The organism is Pseudomonas sp. MF08831 (genome assembly GCF_059862645.1).
On record NZ_JCBCUX010000004.1, the window covers coordinates 130,636 to 148,853 of the forward strand.

22 protein-coding genes are annotated in these 18,218 nt (G+C 60.8%); 11 read left to right on the forward strand and 11 right to left on the reverse strand.

Annotated elements, in window-relative coordinates:
- Positions 1 to 18: 18 nt before the first annotated feature.
- The 4 genes from AC19YS_RS09620 to AC19YS_RS09635 all read left to right on the forward strand — a co-directional run bounded on the left by AC19YS_RS09620 (position 19) and on the right by AC19YS_RS09635 (position 3,220).
- Complete coding sequence (locus AC19YS_RS09620) at positions 19 to 969, forward strand: LysR family transcriptional regulator (protein ID WP_200623092.1); 951 nt, start codon at positions 19 to 21, stop codon at positions 967 to 969.
- Positions 970 to 1,049: 80 nt separating this feature from the next.
- Positions 1,050 to 1,502 carry a MarR family winged helix-turn-helix transcriptional regulator gene (locus AC19YS_RS09625; protein ID WP_119739485.1) on the forward strand — a complete coding sequence of 151 codons (453 nt, stop codon included), beginning with the start codon at positions 1,050 to 1,052 and terminating at the stop codon, positions 1,500 to 1,502.
- Positions 1,503 to 1,756: 254 nt separating this feature from the next.
- On the forward strand, positions 1,757 to 2,176 hold the full coding sequence (locus AC19YS_RS09630) for an organic hydroperoxide resistance protein (protein ID WP_034126737.1): 420 nt from the start codon (positions 1,757 to 1,759) through the stop codon (positions 2,174 to 2,176).
- A 27-nt stretch (positions 2,177 to 2,203) separates the two neighbouring features.
- Entirely contained in the window at positions 2,204 to 3,220 is a 1,017-nt protein-coding gene (locus AC19YS_RS09635; protein ID WP_500601563.1) for an alpha/beta hydrolase, read from the forward strand.
- A gap of 62 nt (positions 3,221 to 3,282) precedes the next feature.
- On the opposite strand, the gene AC19YS_RS09640 is transcribed toward AC19YS_RS09635, so the two are convergent.
- Both AC19YS_RS09640 and earP read right to left on the reverse strand, forming a co-directional pair.
- Positions 3,283 to 3,855 carry an elongation factor P gene (locus tag AC19YS_RS09640; RefSeq protein ID WP_003218698.1) on the reverse strand — a complete coding sequence of 191 codons (573 nt, stop codon included), beginning with the start codon at positions 3,853 to 3,855 and terminating at the stop codon, positions 3,283 to 3,285.
- Positions 3,856 to 3,904: 49 nt separating this feature from the next.
- The gene (earP, locus tag AC19YS_RS09645; protein WP_119739481.1) at positions 3,905 to 5,038 is read right to left on the reverse strand and encodes an elongation factor P maturation arginine rhamnosyltransferase EarP; all 1,134 of its coding nucleotides are present in this window, start codon (positions 5,036 to 5,038) and stop codon (positions 3,905 to 3,907) included.
- Between the two features lie 132 nt (positions 5,039 to 5,170).
- Here earP and AC19YS_RS09650 point away from each other — a divergent pair, with 132 nt between their 5' ends.
- Positions 5,171 to 5,542, forward strand: coding sequence for a hypothetical protein (locus AC19YS_RS09650; RefSeq protein WP_119739479.1), 372 nt, complete (start codon positions 5,171 to 5,173; stop codon positions 5,540 to 5,542).
- Between the two features lie 5 nt (positions 5,543 to 5,547).
- The gene (locus AC19YS_RS09655; RefSeq protein WP_500601565.1) at positions 5,548 to 6,030 is read left to right on the forward strand and encodes a GreA/GreB family elongation factor; all 483 of its coding nucleotides are present in this window, start codon (positions 5,548 to 5,550) and stop codon (positions 6,028 to 6,030) included.
- A gap of 5 nt (positions 6,031 to 6,035) precedes the next feature.
- Here the strand turns inward: AC19YS_RS09655 and cysB are convergent, their stop codons facing one another.
- The 5 genes from cysB to AC19YS_RS09680 all read right to left on the reverse strand — a co-directional run bounded on the left by cysB (position 6,036) and on the right by AC19YS_RS09680 (position 9,959).
- Positions 6,036 to 7,010 carry an HTH-type transcriptional regulator CysB gene (gene cysB, locus AC19YS_RS09660; RefSeq protein WP_003189876.1) on the reverse strand — a complete coding sequence of 325 codons (975 nt, stop codon included), beginning with the start codon at positions 7,008 to 7,010 and terminating at the stop codon, positions 6,036 to 6,038.
- 103 nt (positions 7,011 to 7,113) lie between these two features.
- Entirely contained in the window at positions 7,114 to 7,614 is a 501-nt protein-coding gene (locus AC19YS_RS09665; RefSeq protein WP_106576826.1) for a universal stress protein, read from the reverse strand.
- Between the two features lie 66 nt (positions 7,615 to 7,680).
- Positions 7,681 to 8,598 (reverse strand): 5'-nucleotidase, encoded by a 918-nt coding sequence (locus AC19YS_RS09670; RefSeq protein WP_106576827.1) that lies wholly within the window; start codon positions 8,596 to 8,598, stop codon positions 7,681 to 7,683.
- Between the two features lie 15 nt (positions 8,599 to 8,613).
- Entirely contained in the window at positions 8,614 to 9,576 is a 963-nt protein-coding gene (locus AC19YS_RS09675) for a putative 2-dehydropantoate 2-reductase (RefSeq protein WP_106576828.1), read from the reverse strand.
- On the reverse strand, positions 9,573 to 9,959 hold the full coding sequence (locus tag AC19YS_RS09680; RefSeq protein WP_119739477.1) for a YbbN family protein: 387 nt from the start codon (positions 9,957 to 9,959) through the stop codon (positions 9,573 to 9,575). Before AC19YS_RS09680 ends, AC19YS_RS09675 begins: the two co-directional genes overlap by 4 nt.
- Between AC19YS_RS09680 and AC19YS_RS09685 the strand changes: the two genes are divergently transcribed.
- Together AC19YS_RS09685 and AC19YS_RS09690 are read left to right on the forward strand one after the other, a co-directional pair.
- Complete coding sequence (locus tag AC19YS_RS09685; RefSeq protein WP_106576830.1) at positions 9,958 to 10,392, forward strand: PilZ domain-containing protein; 435 nt, start codon at positions 9,958 to 9,960, stop codon at positions 10,390 to 10,392. The two genes, AC19YS_RS09680 and AC19YS_RS09685, sit on opposite strands and share 2 nt — an antisense overlap.
- Before the next feature lie 131 nt (positions 10,393 to 10,523).
- The gene (locus AC19YS_RS09690) at positions 10,524 to 11,600 is read left to right on the forward strand and encodes a 3-deoxy-7-phosphoheptulonate synthase (RefSeq protein WP_060753323.1); all 1,077 of its coding nucleotides are present in this window, start codon (positions 10,524 to 10,526) and stop codon (positions 11,598 to 11,600) included.
- A 66-nt stretch (positions 11,601 to 11,666) separates the two neighbouring features.
- On the opposite strand, the gene AC19YS_RS09695 is transcribed toward AC19YS_RS09690, so the two are convergent.
- Positions 11,667 to 11,948, reverse strand: coding sequence for a GNAT family N-acetyltransferase (locus AC19YS_RS09695; protein WP_003189869.1), 282 nt, complete (start codon positions 11,946 to 11,948; stop codon positions 11,667 to 11,669).
- Between the two features lie 613 nt (positions 11,949 to 12,561).
- On the opposite strand from AC19YS_RS09695, the gene oprI reads away from it, so the two are divergent.
- The gene (gene oprI, locus AC19YS_RS09700; protein WP_003172710.1) at positions 12,562 to 12,813 is read left to right on the forward strand and encodes an outer membrane lipoprotei OprI; all 252 of its coding nucleotides are present in this window, start codon (positions 12,562 to 12,564) and stop codon (positions 12,811 to 12,813) included.
- A gap of 134 nt (positions 12,814 to 12,947) precedes the next feature.
- Here the strand turns inward: oprI and AC19YS_RS09705 are convergent, their stop codons facing one another.
- The 3 genes from AC19YS_RS09705 to AC19YS_RS09715 all read right to left on the reverse strand — a co-directional run bounded on the left by AC19YS_RS09705 (position 12,948) and on the right by AC19YS_RS09715 (position 14,972).
- A complete protein-coding gene (locus AC19YS_RS09705; protein ID WP_106576831.1) occupies positions 12,948 to 13,919 on the reverse strand; it encodes a L,D-transpeptidase family protein in 972 nt (323 codons plus the stop codon).
- 95 nt (positions 13,920 to 14,014) lie between these two features.
- Positions 14,015 to 14,308: a hypothetical protein gene (locus tag AC19YS_RS09710; RefSeq protein ID WP_016972348.1), complete on the reverse strand. Its 294-nt coding sequence runs from the start codon at positions 14,306 to 14,308 to the stop codon at positions 14,015 to 14,017.
- A 58-nt stretch (positions 14,309 to 14,366) separates the two neighbouring features.
- Positions 14,367 to 14,972, reverse strand: coding sequence for an arylesterase (locus AC19YS_RS09715; protein ID WP_164487917.1), 606 nt, complete (start codon positions 14,970 to 14,972; stop codon positions 14,367 to 14,369).
- Between the two features lie 10 nt (positions 14,973 to 14,982).
- Between AC19YS_RS09715 and AC19YS_RS09720 the strand changes: the two genes are divergently transcribed.
- Complete coding sequence (locus tag AC19YS_RS09720) at positions 14,983 to 15,666, forward strand: ABC transporter ATP-binding protein (protein ID WP_005786391.1); 684 nt, start codon at positions 14,983 to 14,985, stop codon at positions 15,664 to 15,666.
- On the forward strand, positions 15,666 to 18,176 hold the full coding sequence (locus tag AC19YS_RS09725; protein ID WP_124416809.1) for an ABC transporter permease: 2,511 nt from the start codon (positions 15,666 to 15,668) through the stop codon (positions 18,174 to 18,176). The genes AC19YS_RS09720 and AC19YS_RS09725 overlap by 1 nt, the downstream gene beginning before the upstream one ends.
- Positions 18,177 to 18,218 lie beyond the last annotated feature (42 nt).

An 18,218-nucleotide genomic window follows, 5' to 3' on the forward strand; every position in this document is an offset into this window, starting at 1 on the left:
TCGCATAAGCGCCTATTCATGAACCCCAATACCTTGACCGATCAACTGAGCCTGTTTCTTGATGTACTGGAAACCGGCAGTTTTTCCGCCGCCGCTCGCCGCCATCCGCTGACCCCTTCAGCAGTGGCTCGGCGCATTGACAGCCTGGAAAGCTCGGTCGGCAGCCGCTTGTTTCAGCGCAGCACCCATGCCGTGGTGCCAACCCCGGCAGGCCTGGCGTTTGCCGAACGGGCGCGACGGATTGTCAGCGAGTTGCAGCTGGCCCGGGCCGAGGCGGTGTCGTTGAGCCACGCGCCGGAGGGCCTGATCCGCGTGGACGCGCCGGCAGCCTTCGGCAGACGGCACTTGGCGCCGGTGATTGCCGACTTTCTGAACGTGTATCCGGGGCTGGATGTGCACCTGCATTTGATCGACAGCTTTGTCGACATGCAGGGCGCGCACTTGGGCAAGGTCGACCTGGTGCTGCGCGCCGGGCACATCGTCGACACCCGCTTGATCGCCACGCCATTGGCCAGCATCGTGCGCATCGCCTGCGCCAGCCCGGCTTACCTCAAAAGACGTGGCACGCCGACTCATCCTCGGGAGCTGAGCGAGCACGATGGCCTCGACTGGGACGGCCTGGCGCCGATGTTCGCCTGGCGCTTCGAGCTGGACGGGCGCCGCGCCACCTATCGCCCGCAACGCATCCGCCTGAGTGCCAATAATGCCGAAGCACTGCTGTGCGGCGCGCTCGCCGGGCTGGGCATCGCGCACTTGCCGACGTGGCTGGCCAGTGAATACCTGGTGCGCGGTGAGTTATTACCGCTGTTTTGCGAAAACGGCCTGCCCAGCCCGGAAACCACCGGCATTTACGCGCTGCGTCTGGAACAGCAGGCCAATGCACGCAGCCGCCTGCTGCTGGAATACCTCAAGTCCCGCTTCAGCCCAGTACCGCCCTGGGATCTGGCATTACAAAGCGGCCTGGTCTGACCCCACAGGCAGAATTATCTGGCGCATTAAAGGTTTGATCGCTAGATTCCAGCCCATATACGCTTTTTCGAGGCACTGTCATGCGCAAAAATCCCGCCCCCTGCGAATCCCTCATGCTGGATAACCAGCTGTGTTTCGCCCTGCACTCCACTTCATTGCTGATGACCAAGGTCTACAAGCCGCTGCTGCAAGCCCTCGGCCTGACCTATCCGCAGTACCTGGCGATGATGGTGCTGTGGGAAGAAGATGGCTTGACCGTCGGCGAAATCAGCACTCGCCTGCTGACCGATCCGGGTTCGCTGACGCCGCTGCTCAAGCGGCTGGAAGCCGAAGGCCTGCTCAGCCGGACCCGCAGCCGCGAAGATGAACGTGTGGTGGTGGTGGAATTGACCCCGGCAGGCCGCGCGTTGCAGGAAAAAGCCATGGGCATCCCGCAGTGCATCCTCGGCGCCAGCGGGTTACAGCTGGAGCAGTTGCGCAAGTTGCAAAGTGACTTGATTGCCTTGCGGGGCAATCTGCAAGACGCAATTTAAAGGCATTCACGCAGTAAAAAGGTGGGAGCTGGCTTGCCTGCGATCGCGGTACATCAGTCATGAATACAGTGGCTGACACTGCGCAATCGCAGGCAAGCCAGCTCCCACATTTGTTTGGGGTTGCCCCAGAAAATAATGTCCGGGAAATATTTTTGTAAATTTATCTTGCGCGCTAAACATTAGCGCTATACATTCGCCCCACCAACTACTTAGCGCACAAACATTTAGCGCTAAAAACCCAAGAGGACGACACCATGCAAACTCTCTATACCGCAGTAGCCACCGCCACCGGCGGCCGTGATGGTCGTGCTGTTTCCAGCGACAACATCCTCGACGTCAAACTCTCCACGCCCAAAGAGCTGGGCGGCGCTGGCGGCCAAGCCACCAACCCTGAACAGCTGTTCGCGGCCGGCTACTCGGCCTGCTTCATCGGCGCACTGAAGTTCGTCGCCAGTCAGACCAAACGCAAAATCCCGGATGACGCTTCGATTACGGCCCACGTCGGCATCGGTCAAATCCCCGGCGGTTTCGGCCTGGACATCGACCTGCACGTGAGCCTGCCGGGCCTGGCGCAGGATGACGCGCAAAGCCTGGTCGACGCGGCTCACCAAGTCTGCCCGTACTCCAACGCCACCCGCGGCAATGTCGATGTACGCCTGCACGTGACTGTCTGACGCCCTTTGCCGCCACTGGAGAAGCACATGAACACAATGGGTAAAGCCCTCACCGGTACCCTGCTCGCGCTGTCGATCAACACCGCGTTCGCCGCCCCCGGCGACGTTGAGCACACCACCCAGGCCTTCCTGGATGTGCTCAACGCAGGCACCGGTCAGCCAATGGAACAGTTGACGCCCAAAGACGCGCGGGCCGTGCTGACCGGCGCCCAGGCGGGTGTGAAGTTGACGCTGCCCAGCGCCGATGTGAGTCAGAAAACCATTCAGGTTGATGGCAAGCCGCTGGACCTGACCATCGTGCGGCCAGCCGGGGTCAAAGGCGCATTGCCAGTGTTTATGTTCTTCCACGGTGGCGGCTGGGTGCTGGGCGATTACCCAACCCACGAGCGACTGGTGCGCGATCTGGTGGTGGGTTCCGGCGCAGTGGCGGTGTTCGTCAACTACACGCCTTCGCCGGAAGCGCATTACCCGGTGGCGATCAACCAGGCCTACGGCGCGACCCAATGGGTGGCCGAGCACGGCAAGGAGATCAATGTCGACGGCAAGCGCCTGGCGGTCGCAGGCAACAGCGTCGGCGGCAATATGGCGGCAGTCGTCAGCCTGATGGCCAAGGACAAAGGCACACCGGCAATCAAGTTCCAACTGTTGCTGTGGCCGGTGACCGACGCCAACTTCGACACCGGTTCCTACAACCAATTTGCCGAGGGGCACTTCCTCACCCGAAACATGATGAAGTGGTTCTGGGACAACTACACCACCGACGCCAATCAGCGCGCGCAGATCTACGCGTCGCCGCTGCGGGCCACCACGGATCAACTCAAGGGCTTGCCGCCTGCGCTGATCCAGACCGCTGGCGCCGATGTGCTGCGTGACGAAGGTGAAGCCTACGCACGCAAGCTGGACCAGGCCGGTGTACCGGTGACCGCCGTGCGCTACAACGGCATGATCCACGACTACGGTTTACTCAACGTGGTCAGCCAGGTGCCGGGAGTCCGTTCAGCCTTGCTGCAGGCCTCGCAAGAGCTCAAGCAACACCTGAAGTAAACAGGCGCCCATGAAAAAGCCCGACTCAAGGTCGGGCTTTTTTCGTATCGGCGGGGCCAGAATTACTTCTTGGCGCGACCTTTGTACGAACCACCTTCACGGGTGTCGATCTCGATCAGGTCGTCGATTTCGATGAAATCAGCCACTTGCAGCTCGGTACCGTTAGCCAGTTTGGCAGGCTTCATGACCTTGCCCGACGTGTCGCCGCGAGCGGAACCTTCGGTGTAGGCAACTTTACGCACGATAGTGGTCGGCAGCTCTACGGAAACAAGGCGGTCTTCGAAGAAGATCGCTTCGCAGACGTCTTCCATGCCTTCTTCCACGAACGGCAGAACAGCTTCGATATCTTCAGCGTTCAGCTCGTACATGGTGTAGTCGGTGGTGTCCATGAACGTGTAGGTGTCGCCGCTGATGAAGGACAGGGTCGCTTCTTTGCGGTCGAGGATCACGTCGTCCAGTTTGTCGTCGGCGCTGTAAACGATCTCGGTCTTGTAACCGGTCAGCAGGTTCTTCAGCTTGGTCTTCATGATTGCGCTGTTACGACCAGACTTGGTGAACTCAGCTTTCTGAACCAGCCAAGGGTCGTTTTCGAGACGGATCACTGTACCGGGTTTCAGTTCTTTACCAGTTTTCATTGCGTATATCCGAAATTTGGATGGGATTTACAAAAATCAAGGTCGCGTATCATATCCAACTTTCATAAAACTGTACCAGCGCCGTCGCAAGATCAGCCTGCAAGCCTTGTTCCAGACACCACGCCTGGGCGTTCTGACTCACCTCTGGCCAGTGCTCCAGCAGCATTTTCCACGGTTGTGCCATATCGCCATCAGCGTTCCAGGCTTGCCAAAGGGCGACCACCGCTGCCTTGGCGGCGGGCGACAAGGCCCCGGTGTACAGCTGCAGGAAGGCATCAAGCTTGTCCAGATGGATGTCTTCGTCCTGGCGATAGATGTGCCACAGCATCGGCCGCCCGGCCCATTGGGCGCGTACGAACGAGTCTTCGCCGCGCACGGCGTTGAAGTCGCAGCACCACAGCAGGCGGTCATATTGCTCCTGGCGTACGAACGGCAACACTTGCACCGTCAGGGCATCGCGCTGATGCACCGCCCCCACCGCAAGGCCTTCCACGCCGAGCCAGCGCTGCACATCGCCAAGGATGCGCCCTTCGGGCACCAACAGATGAGTGGCACGCCCGTCCGTCGCCAGCACGTCCAGCCAACGGGCGAGCCCGGCGTTTTCGTAGGCGAACAGCGACATCAAACGCGCGCCATCTGCCGGAAATACGCCCAGCGCTTGCAGGAATTGCCGCTGCGCGGCGCGATCCTCTTGAAAAGCCTGACGCTGCTCCAGCAAGCCGCCTTCGCGTAAAAGCCCGCCAGTGCCCGGCCGAAAGCCAGGAAAGAAGAAATACTTCTGCACGCCCTTGAACTTCACCGACGGCAGGCGATGGCAACCCACCACCCAGTCTTCAGCGCTGAGGTAGTCCAGGTTCATCCACAACGGCGTGCGGTCGCGCGCGGCCATGGCTTCCATGTACTCAGGGGGCAGCTGGCAGGCAAAGGCTGCGATCACTACATCGGCGCAAGGCGTGTCGCGCCATTGTGCCGGCCAATGGCACACCTCTACGCCTTCCTGCCATTGCGGGTTCAGTTGCACATCAATCTCTGGGCACATGCGTTCAAAAGCACGCAAGTCATCGACCCACAAGCGCACGTCGCAGGCGTGCTCCACCACCAGTTGCCGGGCCAGGCGCCAGGTCACGCCAATGTCGCCGTAGTTGTCGACGACGCTGCAAAAAATATCCCAGCGGGCTTTCATTCCGGGCTCCAACACTCAAAGGCTCGATTGTCCGCATAAATGCGTCGATGCAGAAGGCTTGATCGCGATTATTCTGCACAGTGGCTGTGCGACAATCGCCGCCACGCCGCAAATGCCCGCCAGGAGGCCACTATGTCTGATCGTTCGTTGTCGCTGTTCAAGCTCAGTATCGCCGTGGCGTTCGGCCTGTGGCTGGGCTTTATTGCCATTGTGCTGACCACCTGGCTGGCGTCGCGCTACGTGTTCCCGCAAAGCCTGGCGCCGGTGGCTCAGGCCGTTCAGCAACTGGGCAAGCCCGCCACCGTTGTTGCGCCAGAACCGCCGAACCGTATGTTCGAGCAGTATCAGGAAAACCTTCGCAAGCAGGAACAACAGCAAACCCTGGACCAGGCGCGCAACAACGCGCGCAACCTGTCCAACCCCAAATGCCAGTTCTGGCTGCAACAGGACCAGAACGCGCCCAATGAAAAGAGCAAGGCGAATGTCCTGCAATTCTGCGATTGATGCCCATGAATAAGCACGCCGTCCTCCAGTTGATCCTGGAAAAACTCACCGTCGACCTCGACATTGCCCAGCGCGCCGCGCAGACCGCCTACGAGACCGCGACCCACGAAGAGAACATCGCCGAGAACAAGTACGACACGCTGGGGCTGGAAGCGTCTTACCTCGCGGCCGGGCAAGCCAAGCGCGTCGAAGAAATCAAGCAATCGCTCGCGCTGTGCCAGAACCTGCAGTTGCGTGCTTACGATGATCAACGCGGCATAGAAGTCGGTGCGCTGCTGGGTTTGGAAGACGAGAACGGTCGCCAGCAGTGGCTGTTTCTGGCGCCGGATGCGGCGGGCTTGAAGGTCGACGTGGTGGGGCAACCGGTGACCGTCATCACCCTACGCTCGCCGCTGGGCAAAAGCCTGCTGGGCAAGTTCGAAGGGGATGAGGTGGAGATTCTGGTGGCGGGCGCCCGGCAACACTTCACGGTTACCGAGGCCCGATAAGCCACTCAGTGGACGGGCAGTTCTACGCCGTCAAACAGCTCTTCCAGTTCTTGCTTGTTGTGGCACTGGATCGCCTTGGCCATGACTTCGCGGGTCAGGTGCGGCGCGAATTTCTCGATGAAATCGCACATGAAGCCACGCAGGAACGTGCCACGACGGAAACCGATCTTGGTCACGCTGGACTCGAACAGCTCGCTGGCGTCGAGCACCACCAGGTCTTTGTCGAGGTTGGTATCGACCGCCATCTTGGCCACGATACCCACGCCCAGGCCTAGTCGGACGTAAGTCTTGATCACGTCGGCGTCGGCTGCGGTAAACACTACTTTCGGCGTAAGGCCGCGATGGCTGAAGGCTTCGTCGAGCTTGGAGCGGCCGGTGAAACCGAACACGTACGTCACGATCGGGTATTCGGCCAGGGCTTCGAGGGTCAACTTTGGCAGCTTGGCCAATGGGTGACCCTGGGGCACGACCACGCAACGGTTCCAGCGGTAGCACGGCATCATCACCAGGTCGCCGAACAGCTCGAGGGCTTCGGTGGCGATGGCGAAATCGACGGTGCCGTCAGCGGCCATCTCGGCGATCTGCATCGGCGAACCCTGGTGCATGTGCAGGGCGACGTCCGGGTATTGCTTGATGAAATCGCGGATCACCGGCGGCAAGGCATAACGCGCCTGGGTGTGCGTGGTGGCGATCGACAGGGTGCCTTTTTTCTCGTTGGAGAATTCCTGGGCGATCTGCTTGATGCTTTCGACTTTACGCAGGATCTCGCCGGCGGTGGTGATGATGCGCTCGCCGGCCGGGGTGACGCGGGTCAAGTGCTTGCCGCTGCGCGCGAACACTTCGACGCCCAGCTCGTCTTCGAGCAGGCGGATCTGCTTGCTGATACCGGGTTGCGAGGTGTAAAGGCTTTGAGCGGTAGCGGAAACGTTGAGGTCGTGGTGCGCCACTTCCCAGATGTAGCGCAGTTGTTGAAGCTTCATATGTGTCCCTCAAAGCAGATAGACGCCACGGGTATCAGCGACGGTATATAACTATATTAAAGGTAAGATGCATAAATCTAGAACTTTTTATCGTTTTTACCGATCAGGCATCGTCACTGCGTCGGCGCTGCAGCGACGGCACCATATAAACCGGCACTGTCGCCAACTGCAGCACCCTGGCGGCCGTGCGCCCAAGCGGCGTGGCAGCGGCCGTTGCGTGGCTGTGACTTCCTACGATCAACAAGTCGACGGAAAGTTTTTGCAGCTGGTCGAGAATGACCTCGCACGGGTCCCCCTGGATCACGCGCACCGAGCGAATCAATTTCAGGTCCTGCTCCCCTTCCCCGAGCTCCTCGCGAAAACTGTCCAGCACCCGCTGCTCGATGGTTGCCATCACCGTGGTCAGCCCCTGGCTCTGCCATTCGCTCAGGGCTTTCTCATCCAGGTAGCTTTGCAGCACCGATTCGGCGAACAGCCCGATCGGCTCGACCACATGAATCACATACAAATCCGCCTTGAACGTTCGGGCCAGTGCCAGCGCATGCTGCATGACATAGGGCGCATACAGACCGAGGTCCGTGGCGTACAGCATCGAACGAATCATAGAACCTCCTGGACGGCCAGGATGGCGGGGATTGAATGAGCTTAGCAGCGCCTGCGGGACTGGGGCTCAGCTCTCGGTGTGGATTTTCAACTCATTGCTGATGCCATGGGGCACATGCCCGGTGGCCACTACTTCCCTGGCCTTCTCGCAATGACCGGCCTGGTCATCGAAAAACACATCGGCGGCGAACGCCTCCAGAAACGCGGACTTCTCCAGGCCACCGAGGAACAACGACTCGTCCAAGCGGATATCCCATTCGCGCAGGGTGCGAATCACCCGCTCGTGGGACGGCGCCGAACGCGCGGTGACCAACGCTGTGCGAATCGGGCACGCCTCATCTGCGAACTCGCTCTGCAACACGTTAAGCGCCGCCAGGAACCCCTTGAACGGACCACCGTGCAACGGCTGGCGCGCCGACTCGCGCTCGCTGGCCAGAAATGCCTCCAGCCCGCCTGACTGATAGACACGCTCGGACTCATCGGAAAACAGCACCGCATCACCGTCGAACGCAATCCGCAATTCTTCACTTGAGGCCCGATGCGGGCCGCCCGACAGAATTGTCGCCGCGGCAAAGCCGGCATCCAGTGCACTGCGCACATCGTCGGGATGGGTCGACAGAAACAGGTGGCAACCAAATGCGGCCAGGTAAGGATAGGGACTGCGCCCGCCGACGAACGCGGCGCGGGAAATATCCAGGCCGTAATGCTGGATCGAATTGAACACGCGCAAGCCGGTGTCGGCACTGTTGCGCGACACCAGCACCACTTCGACGCGGGCACGGCCCAGGCTGGCGTTGAGGCTCAAGAGCTTCTTGACCAAAGGGAAGGCGTCGCCGGGCTCGAGGGTTTCTTCCTCGTGCTCGATCTGGTACTTGCGATAAGCCTCTACCCCTTCGGCCAGGTAGACCTTGTGACTGTCACTCAGGTCGAACAGTGCGCGCGACGAAATCGCCAGCACCAGTTTGTCGCCCAATCCCTTCGCCATGGTGTTTCCCCCGAATCAGCGGTTGTGCCGATCAATAAAACTCAAGGCCTGGTATAGCGCCTGCATGCGTGGCAATTCGCAGCCCGCCGCTTTTGCCGCGGCCAATGGCCGGGCGTAGATCGCCGCCAATTCCAGCGGACGTTTGTGCACATGGTCGTGATACATGCTGGGCAGGTAGTCGTCCATGGTTTCGGTCATGGCGAACATCTGCTCGGCGTAACTGGCAGGGATTTCATGGCCGCAGGCGTGCGCGCCTTTGACCACTTCAGCCATCAATGCCTGGATCAACTCGCGGCTCGATTCATCGGCCATCAGCGCGGTGGTGCCAGTGCCCAGCAACACGGAGAGGCCGTTATACGGCACATTCCACACCAGCTTGTGCCAGCGGGCCTGGTGCACATTGGCCATGGCCTGGGACTCGATACCGGCCTGGTGAAACAGCGCGGCGCCCTCTTCGACAATCGCCCGCTGACGCGATTCATCGTTGGCCGCGGTGCCGCTGTGGTAACCAAGATTGACCCGGCCCAAGGCCTGATGCTCGACGACGCCCGGCGCAGAGCGGTGCACGCCGATGTAGCACAGGCCACCCAGCAAGTGCAGCGACGGCGGCAGGTGTTCGCGCAGGCTGTCCTCGACGTCGAGGCCATTTTGCAACAGCACCACCCTGGCGTCCGGGGCAGCGACCTGGGCGATGGTCGGCGCGAGGTCCACATTGCCGGTGGATTTGGTGCCCACCAGCAGCCAGTCGCACGCCGGCATATCCGCAGCGCGGGCGTAGGCCTGCACCGGGTGCAGGTGCAACTTGCCATGCAGCGTACTGTTGAGGTGCAGGCCGTGCTCGCTGACCGCCGCGTATTCGCTGCGCAACAGGAAGTGCACGTCGAACCCGGCACGCGCCAGCATCACGCCGTAGAACCCACCGATAGCACCGGTGCCGATGATGCCAATGCGTGGTGACGGGGATGCAACTGCGGTCATGGCAAATCCTCTGGTGTGCGGGTGAGTGCTTGATTCACTGCCTCGGTAAGGTCGGCAAGTGCAAGACGGGTGTGTAACTGCCCAAGGAATTGACCCTCGCACACGAGGAACAAGGCGGGCAAATGAAAGATCTGATAGCGCTCGACCGCACCGCCGTTGTGCCCGGCATCCACCCAGCACACGCGGTCGACCGGCAAACGCCAGCCCGGCAGCTGCTGACGTGCCCAGCGGCAACTGGAACAACCGACACTGGTAAATACCACCAGCGAAATACCTGGCAATCCCAGCAGTTGCTGGTCAATATCCAGGTCGGTCAATTCCAGTTCCTTCACTATACTGCTGCCACCGCCGTCAACTGGACGGTGCTCGGAGTCCGTGTACATGGGTCGTTTTTTACCTCACCCTGATGATGTCGCTGTCGAGTTAATCCAACGCCCCGCTCCCGCCATTCCCCGCCAACGCCTGCACACTATCGGCCTGGGCGGCGTCGCCTGCAATTGCCCGCGTGCCTGGCGCCAGGGCACGGCGGTTGATCTGCGCATCCCTTCCCTGGGCGCCAGCGCCCGTTATCCGGGCTATGTAGCCTGGTGTCGCAAGCTCGAAAAAGGCTATCGCATCGGCATCTCTTTTACCGATGAGCACGCATTGTTCGGTGCGCGAATGGGCGAGCAAGTGTGCCAGATCGAACGCTACTGCCGCTTGCATGAAGACGCCGAGCCGACGCCTGCGCAACTCGAAGCCATGGCTCGGGAGTGGGTCTCGCGTCATGCCGGTGAGTTCTCCCGCGAGACTTTTGTGGCGCCGGCGCTGGATTAAAGCCGGTTTTGCCCATTGTCGCGGGCCCGTGTTACGCGCTAAGGTTCCTCCCCCCTGCATTCAAATCATGCTGTGCTCCGCCGCACGGGGATGGCTGGCGGCCGGCACCCGTGACCCTGACGAGTAACACGATGGCTGATTTACCGATCAACGACCTTAACGTCGAATCCAACGAGACCCTGATCACGCCCGATCAGCTCAAGCGCGAAATCCCTCTGAGCGACGCTGCCCTGCAGACCGTCACCAAGGGCCGCGAAGTCATCCGTGACATTCTCGACGGCACCGACCACCGCCTCTTCGTGGTGATCGGCCCTTGCTCGATCCACGACCTCAAGGCTGCCCACGAATACGCCGAGCGCCTCAAAGTGCTGGCGGCTGAAGTGTCCGACACCTTGTACCTGGTGATGCGTGTCTATTTCGAAAAACCGCGCACTACCGTCGGCTGGAAAGGTTTGATCAACGACCCGTACCTGGATGACTCGTTCAAGATTCAGGACGGCTTGCACATTGGTCGTCAATTGCTGCTGGACCTGGCTGAAATGGGCCTGCCCACTGCCACCGAAGCCCTCGACCCGATCTCCCCGCAGTACCTGCAGGACCTGATCAGCTGGTCGGCCATCGGCGCGCGCACCACCGAATCCCAGACTCACCGCGAAATGGCGTCCGGGCTGTCTTCGGCCGTCGGTTTCAAAAACGGCACCGATGGCGGCCTGACCGTCGCGATCAATGCGCTGCAATCGGTGTCCAGCCCGCACCGCTTCCTGGGGATCAACCAGGAAGGTGGCGTGTCCATCGTCACCACCAAGGGCAATGCCTACGGGCACGTGGTCCTGCGCGGCGGCAACGGCAAGCCCAACTATGATTCGGTCAGCGTTGCGCTGTGCGAGCAGGCGCTGAACAAGGCCAAGATCAAGCCGAACATCATGGTCGACTGCAGCCACGCCAACTCCAACAAGGACCCGGCCCTGCAGCCGCTGGTAATGGAAAACGTCGCCAACCAGATCCTCGAAGGCAACCAGTCGATTATCGGCCTGATGGTCGAGAGCCATCTGAACTGGGGTTGCCAGGCCATTCCAAAAGACCTGGCCGACTTGCAATACGGCGTGTCGATCACCGATGCCTGCATCGACTGGTCCGCCACCGAGACCACCCTGCGCAGCATGCACGCCAAGCTCAAGGACGTATTGCCAAAACGCAAACGCACTTGAAACGCTGAATTGCGCACACAAAAACGCCGGGCTTAGCCCGGCGTTTTTCGTGGTGCGATCGCTCAGTTACAGCTTCGCGGCATGGCGCTGGTGGCGCTCCATGTAGCGCTCTACATAAGAGCACGAGGGGATCACCGTGTAGCCGGCTTCTTCGGCGAACTTCAACGCTTCTTCGGTCAACGCCGCAGCAATGCCACGGCCCCGCAACGCGTTGGGCACGAAGGTGCGATAGATATCCAGGGTCTGTTTACCGAGGTCCATATAGGTCAGATAGGCACGATGACCGTCCACATTGGTCTCGAACTGATGACCTGCCTGGTCATGGTGGATGGACAACGCCTCGCTCATCACTACTCCTCGCGGGTCTTGGATTTTGACCCCTACCTTACCGATGTTTTTCCGGCGAAGGAACATCTACGCCACCCCGTGCCGGTTTCGACAACGAGAAAACCTATAGCGCTCACAACCAGCACGTAGGGAATAGTAGTCACCAATGCTGCAATAGCTCAAGGCGCACTCGTCATCCCTTGCCGTTGGCGGTTACAGAAAGGGCCTCGATCAATGAGTGATCGATAGCCTGAACATTGCCGGCAGTTGAATCTTGAGACGAACTGCCGCTCTTAAAGTCACCTCTACATACGCAAAAAGATGCACGAGGCGGTAACGGCCAACTGAAAAAAAGTGTCAACGTCGATATATAAATCTTTGCCTGTTTACCGGACCCGGCACATGCGGGCCGGACCTCTCAGCCTGGATCGAGTTCCCAGGGAAACGAAAAAATCTGGAGGGTTTTTATACAATCCTCCCAAAGATTAGCCAAAACAGATTCGGCGCAAGAATTTTTTTTGCTTCTTGCGCTACGTCAGTTTACTTACTACAAGTAATGAGTAGTATGTACGCCGGCTATCCGCTCACTCTGAGAAAGTAGCCATTTAATAGAAAGTCCTTGAAGGGGAACACGATGAACAACGTTCTGAAATTCTCTGCTCTGGCTCTGGCCGCAGTTCTGGCTACCGGTTGCAGCAGCGTCTCCAAAGAAACCGAAGCTCGTCTGACTGCAACTGAAGACGCAGCAGCTCGCTCCCAGGCTCGTGCAGACGAAGCCTACCGTAAAGCTGATGAAGCTCTGGCTGCTGCTCAAAAAGCACAACAGACTGCTGACGAAGCTAACGAGCGCGCTCTGCGCATGCTTGAAAAAGCAAGCCGCAAGTAATAATCCTTCGGGGTTGTTATCAAGCCGATCCATTCTTGGGTCGGCTTTTTATTGCCTGGGATTCGGCCCTGAAGCCCGCGCAATAAAAAGCCCGCCGCAGCGCAAGGCTGAGGCGGGCCTGGGATCGAGCAGGCTTACTGCTGCAGATCGACCGGCGTACTGGACGCCACTGGCGCATTGGCGCCCGGTACACCAATCTCCGTTGGCAGACCGTCTTCGGCCGCCACCACATCGCGCACCTGATCCCAGTTCACCCGCAGGTTATTGGCCAGGTCTTCGCGCTTGAGCAGGGCATTGATGACCGCCGTGTGCTTGTCGACCACGGACGGCGTGCCGTCATCGTTCAGCGGTGTATGCGCCTCAAGGTAGACCTTGCCGCCGCTGCTGCCGAACTTGTAGGCATCATTGATGATGCGCACCGATGTGCCGACCGGCACCATGTCGGCCATTTCCAGCACATTGTTGTTGAACATGCGGAAGCAGCCGTGGCTTGTACGCGTGCCGATACCAAATTTCATGTTGGAACCGTGAATCAAGTAACCCGGCGTGCCCAAGGTGAACTTGAACGGGCCCAGTGGGTTGTCCGGACCGGCAGGCACCACGTTAGGCAGCGGGTCACCATTGGCAGCGTGCTCGGCCTTGATCGACGCGGGCGGCGTCCAGGTCGGGTTGGGGATCTTGCCGGTGATGGTGGTGTGCGCGACCGGCGAACCCCAGCCTTCACGGCCGATGCCCAAGGGGAACGTGTAAACCACATTCTGGCCCTTGGGGTAATAGTAAAGCCGGTATTCCGCCAGGTTGATCACAATGCCTTCACGAGGACCCGGCGGCAGGATGAAACGCGTCGGCAGCACGATCTCGGTGCCCGCCCCCGGCAACCAGGCGTCGACGCCAGGGTTGGCCGCGACCATTTCCGAATAACCCAGGTCGTAGGTGGTGCCCAGGTCGGCAAAGGTGTCTTCGTACTTGGCCTTGATCACCTGAACCTGACCGACAATGTCTTCACCTGGCGGCGGCAAGGGCAACTGCAGCGCTGATGCCGAGCCGACTGCACAGAGCGCAGCGAGGGACAGGCAGCAGGAAACGACGGAAAGGCGCGACAACATCCGGAAAATCCTTCGCAGAACGACGGGTAGGAAAAAACTGATTGTACACGGGTGTCAGAGGGTAAGGCAGAGGGCCTGCGACCGTGCGCAAGCCTTTACAGCTCGAAACGCAGCTCCGGCCAGATCGGCGGTGTGCCACGCTTCTGCGATTCAAGGATGGCTCGGCACAGGGGGCACAGTCGCTGGTCTTGAAAGATCGAGCGGTCGACCGAGGACCAACGCGGTTGTGCGGGCAATAAAGTCCCGCAAAGCGTGCGATCGATCGAGCCGCCCAACTCCAATTGACGCGCGACCAGATGCACCCGAACTTCCTGGCAGGCGAACAGGTCCAGCTGCTCGTCAGGCTCGATCAGTTGGTAATTGAACAGGGACCAGGCAGGGCGCGACATCGGGGGCTCCAGATCGGGGGGGCGCCACCTTAGCCGAAAGCCTGCCGGTATAAAAGCGTCATAGCAGCGGTTTTAGCGTTGGCCAGACATTTTCCAGCAACTTGCCCTGGGCACCGACCGCCGGGTGCAGCTGATCGGCCTGCATCAACTCTGGATGACCACCCACACCTTCAAGGAAAAACGGCACCAGCGGGATACTTTTTTCCTTGGCCAAGGCGCCATACACTTCGGCAAACGCCGTGGTGTATTTGGGACCGTAGTTGGGCGGCAGCTGCATGCCCAGCAGCAGCACCTTGGCGCCGCCAGCCTTGGACTGGTCAATCATCGACGCAAGATTTTGTTTCAATTGCGCTGGCGGCTGGCCGCGCAGGCCATCGTTACCGCCCAGCTCGAGGATCACCAGGTCCGGCTTATGCTCTGCAAGCGCCGCCGGCAGCCGCGCGAGACCACCTGCGCTGGTGTCGCCGCTGATGGACGCATTGACCACCTTGTCGTCAAAACCTTCCTGCTTGAGCCGCTGCTCCAGCAAGGCCACCCACCCTTTGCTGGTATCCAGGCCGAAACCGGCACTGATACTATCGCCAACGATCAGGACTGTACCCGCCGCTGCGTTCTGGGCCATGCACATCAAGGCCAGGCCAGCACTTAAAAACCACATTCGCATCGGATTCTCCATGGGCGCAAGCATTCTCACCGCGCGGAACCTTAGCAAAGTGGTTCCCAGCGCGGAAGGTGAACTGACTATCCTGCACGAACTTAGCCTGGAACTGAACAAGGGCGATAGCCTGGCTATCGTCGGCAGCTCCGGCTCCGGCAAATCCACCCTCCTGGGCCTGTTGGCCGGCCTCGACCTGCCCAGCAGTGGCGAAGTCACACTGGCAGGCCAAGCCTTGAGCACCCTGGATGAAGACCAGCGCGCGCGCATCCGCGCCGAGCACGTCGGATTCGTGTTCCAGTCATTCCAGCTGCTCGACAGCCTCAACGCGCTGGAAAACGTCATGCTGCCGCTGGAACTCGACGGCCGCAAGGACGCCCGCGAGCGCGCCAGACACCTGCTCGAGCGCGTCGGATTGGGCCAGCGGCTGACCCACTCGCCGCGCCAGCTTTCCGGTGGCGAGCAACAACGGGTTGCCATCGCCCGAGCCTTCGCCGCCGAACCGGATGTGCTGTTTGCCGACGAACCTACCGGCAACCTCGACAGCCACACCGGCGAACGTATCAGCGACCTGCTGTTCGAGCTTAATAAAGAAAGCGGCACGACCCTGGTACTCGTCACCCATGACGAGCGCCTGGCCCACCGTTGCCGACGCCTGATCCGCCTTGAAGCCGGCCTGATGGTCGCGCCCCTGGAGCCTTGATGGCACGTTTGCCGCTGTTGCGCCTGTTCAGCCTTGCCATGCGTCAATTGCTGCGCGATGCCCGCGCCGGCGAGTTGCGCGTATTGTTCTTTGCGCTGGTGGTGGCCGTGGCGGCCAGCACCGCCATCGGCTACTTCGGTGCACGCCTCAATGGCGCCATGCTGTTGCGTGCCACCGAGTTCCTCGGCGCCGATCTGGTGCTCGAAGGCAGCTCGCCAGCCCGTCCCGAGCAAATCAAATCCGGGACCGAACTGGGCCTGGATCATGCTCGCATCGTTGAGTTCTCCAGCGTCATCGCCACGGATAATGGCATTCAGCTTTCCAGCATCAAGGCGGTCAACGAGCAGTACCCGCTGCGTGGCGAGCTCAAAAGTGCGGCAGAACCGTTCGGCACTGAAACCCCAGGCGGCGGGCCCAAGCCCGGTGAAGCCTGGGTGGAAGCAAGGCTGCTGACGGCGCTGGACCTGAAAGTCGGCGACAGCATCGATGTCGGCATGAAGACCCTGCGGCTGACGCGCATACTGACTTACGAGCCAGACCGCGCTGGTAACTTCTACAGCCTTACACCCCGCGTCATGATCAACCTTGCCGACCTCGATGCCACCGGCGTGGTGCAGCCCGGCAGCCGCGTGAGTTACCGTGAACTGTGGCGCGCGCCTCAAGGCAGCACGGCGCTGCAAACCTATCGCGACCTGGTCAAGCCAGGCCTCGCCGCCAACCAGCGCCTGCAGGATTCGCGAGACGGCAACCAGCAAATCGGCGGCGCGCTGGGCAAGGCCGAGCGCTACCTGAACATGGCCAGCCTGGTCGCGGTCTTGCTGGCTGGCGTGGCGGTGGCGTTGTCGGCCAATCGCTTCGCCAGCCGACGCTTCGATGCCAGTGCACTGTTGCGCTGCCTTGGGCTGTCGCGCCGCGAGGCGATGTTGCTGTTCACCCTGCAACTGAGCGTGCTGGGCGTGGCGGCAAGCCTGGCCGGCGCCCTGCTGGGCTGGCTGGCGCAGTTTGGTCTGTTCTATTTCCTGCACGACTTGCTGCCGGCGGACGTGCCGCCCGGCGGGCTGCTACCGGCGGTCGCGGGCATCGGCACCGGGCTGGTCGCCCTCGCCGGCTTCGCCTTGCCGCCCCTGGCGGCGCTCGGGCGTGTGCCACCGCTGCGGGTTTTGCGCCGTGACCTGCTGCCGATCCCATCCAGTACCTGGATGGTGTATGGCGCGGCGCTGTTCGCGCTCGGCCTGATTATGTGGCGCCTCAGCCTCGACCTGGTGCTGACCTTCGCCTTGCTGGGCGGCGGCGTGGTGGCTGCGCTGATCCTCGGGGGCTTGCTGCTGTTATTGCTGCAAAGCCTGCGGCGCTTGTTGGCCCGCGCCACGCTGCCCTGGCGTCTGGGCCTGGGGCAGTTGCTGCGTCATCCGTTGGCGGCGGCCGGGCAGTCGCTGGCGTTTGGTCTGATCCTGCTGTCCATGGGCTTGATCGCCCTGCTGCGTGGCGAGTTGCTGGACACCTGGCAAAACCAGTTGCCCAAGGATGCGCCCAACTATTTCGCCCTGAACATCCTGCCGGCCGACAAGGACGCCTTCAGCGCCCGACTCCTGGATGTGCAAGCGCAATCGGCGCCGTTGTACCCCGTGGTGCCGGGCCGGCTGATCAGCATCAATGGCGAACCGGTACAGGAAATTGTCAGCAAAGACTCGAGCGGCGACCGAGCGGTGCAGCGTGACTTGAGCCTGACATGGGCGGCCGACTTGCCACCGGGCAATGTGCTGACAGCCGGCTCCTGGTGGTCACAGCAACCGGGCGATGAGGTTCCCGGGGTTTCGGTGGAAGCCAAGGTGGCTGAAAGCCTGAAGCTCAAACTCAACGATCATCTGATCTTTACCGTCGGCGGAGAAAATCGTGAAGCGCGGGTCACCAGCCTGCGGACCATCAACTGGGATAACTTCCAGCCCAATTTTTTCATGATCTTCCAACCGGGCACCTTGAAGGACCTGCCCGCAACTTACTTGACCAGCTTCTACCTGGCGCCAGGCCATGATCAGCAGATCGTTGACCTGTCACGGGCGTTCCCGGCCGTCACCATTCTGCAGGTCGAGGCTTTGCTGGAGCAGTTACGCAGCATCCTCGCCCAAGTGACCCTGGCGGTGGAATACGTATTGTTGTTTGTACTGGCGGCCGGCATGGCGGTGCTGTTTTCCGGTTTGCAGGCCACCCTGGATGAGCGCATTCGCCAGGGGGCATTGCTGCGCGCACTGGGCGCAGAGCGCAAGTTGCTGGTCAAGGCACGCCGCATCGAGTTCGGCTTGCTCGGCGCAGTCAGCGGCCTGCTGGCAGCGCTGGGTACGGAGTTGGTGACAGGGGTGTTGTACCGCTACGCGTTCGACCTGGCCTGGCACCCTCACCCGTGGCTGTTACTGCTGCCGGTGATCGGTGCCGTACTGATCGGCGGTGCCGGCGTCTTCGGCACGCGTCGTGCGTTGAATGCCAGCCCACTGACGGTATTGCGCGAAGGTTGATACATTGATGGCCCGTACGCTATTCGGAATACGGGCCAGCAG

What these genes read in the sequence shown, in the direction of transcription:
- AC19YS_RS09620 (WP_200623092.1), top strand. Translation starts at nt 19, where the DNA reads ATGAACCCCAATACCTTGACCGATCAACTGAGCCTGTTTCTTGATGTA.
- AC19YS_RS09625 (WP_119739485.1), top strand. Translation starts at nt 1,050, where the DNA reads ATGCGCAAAAATCCCGCCCCCTGCGAATCCCTCATGCTGGATAACCAG.
- AC19YS_RS09630 (WP_034126737.1), top strand. Translation starts at nt 1,757, where the DNA reads ATGCAAACTCTCTATACCGCAGTAGCCACCGCCACCGGCGGCCGTGAT.
- AC19YS_RS09635 (WP_500601563.1), top strand. Translation starts at nt 2,204, where the DNA reads ATGAACACAATGGGTAAAGCCCTCACCGGTACCCTGCTCGCGCTGTCG.
- AC19YS_RS09640 (WP_003218698.1), bottom strand. Translation starts at nt 3,855, where the DNA reads ATGAAAACTGGTAAAGAACTGAAACCCGGTACAGTGATCCGTCTCGAA.
- earP (WP_119739481.1), bottom strand. Translation starts at nt 5,038, where the DNA reads ATGAAAGCCCGCTGGGATATTTTTTGCAGCGTCGTCGACAACTACGGC.
- AC19YS_RS09650 (WP_119739479.1), top strand. Translation starts at nt 5,171, where the DNA reads ATGTCTGATCGTTCGTTGTCGCTGTTCAAGCTCAGTATCGCCGTGGCG.
- AC19YS_RS09655 (WP_500601565.1), top strand. Translation starts at nt 5,548, where the DNA reads ATGAATAAGCACGCCGTCCTCCAGTTGATCCTGGAAAAACTCACCGTC.
- cysB (WP_003189876.1), bottom strand. Translation starts at nt 7,010, where the DNA reads ATGAAGCTTCAACAACTGCGCTACATCTGGGAAGTGGCGCACCACGAC.
- AC19YS_RS09665 (WP_106576826.1), bottom strand. Translation starts at nt 7,614, where the DNA reads ATGATTCGTTCGATGCTGTACGCCACGGACCTCGGTCTGTATGCGCCC.
- AC19YS_RS09670 (WP_106576827.1), bottom strand. Translation starts at nt 8,598, where the DNA reads ATGGCGAAGGGATTGGGCGACAAACTGGTGCTGGCGATTTCGTCGCGC.
- AC19YS_RS09675 (WP_106576828.1), bottom strand. Translation starts at nt 9,576, where the DNA reads ATGACCGCAGTTGCATCCCCGTCACCACGCATTGGCATCATCGGCACC.
- AC19YS_RS09685 (WP_106576830.1), top strand. Translation starts at nt 9,958, where the DNA reads ATGGGTCGTTTTTTACCTCACCCTGATGATGTCGCTGTCGAGTTAATC.
- AC19YS_RS09680 (WP_119739477.1), bottom strand. Translation starts at nt 9,959, where the DNA reads ATGTACACGGACTCCGAGCACCGTCCAGTTGACGGCGGTGGCAGCAGT.
- AC19YS_RS09690 (WP_060753323.1), top strand. Translation starts at nt 10,524, where the DNA reads ATGGCTGATTTACCGATCAACGACCTTAACGTCGAATCCAACGAGACC.
- AC19YS_RS09695 (WP_003189869.1), bottom strand. Translation starts at nt 11,948, where the DNA reads ATGAGCGAGGCGTTGTCCATCCACCATGACCAGGCAGGTCATCAGTTC.
- oprI (WP_003172710.1), top strand. Translation starts at nt 12,562, where the DNA reads ATGAACAACGTTCTGAAATTCTCTGCTCTGGCTCTGGCCGCAGTTCTG.
- AC19YS_RS09705 (WP_106576831.1), bottom strand. Translation starts at nt 13,919, where the DNA reads ATGTTGTCGCGCCTTTCCGTCGTTTCCTGCTGCCTGTCCCTCGCTGCG.
- AC19YS_RS09710 (WP_016972348.1), bottom strand. Translation starts at nt 14,308, where the DNA reads ATGTCGCGCCCTGCCTGGTCCCTGTTCAATTACCAACTGATCGAGCCT.
- AC19YS_RS09715 (WP_164487917.1), bottom strand. Translation starts at nt 14,972, where the DNA reads ATGCGAATGTGGTTTTTAAGTGCTGGCCTGGCCTTGATGTGCATGGCC.
- AC19YS_RS09720 (WP_005786391.1), top strand. Translation starts at nt 14,983, where the DNA reads ATGGGCGCAAGCATTCTCACCGCGCGGAACCTTAGCAAAGTGGTTCCC.
- AC19YS_RS09725 (WP_124416809.1), top strand. Translation starts at nt 15,666, where the DNA reads ATGGCACGTTTGCCGCTGTTGCGCCTGTTCAGCCTTGCCATGCGTCAA.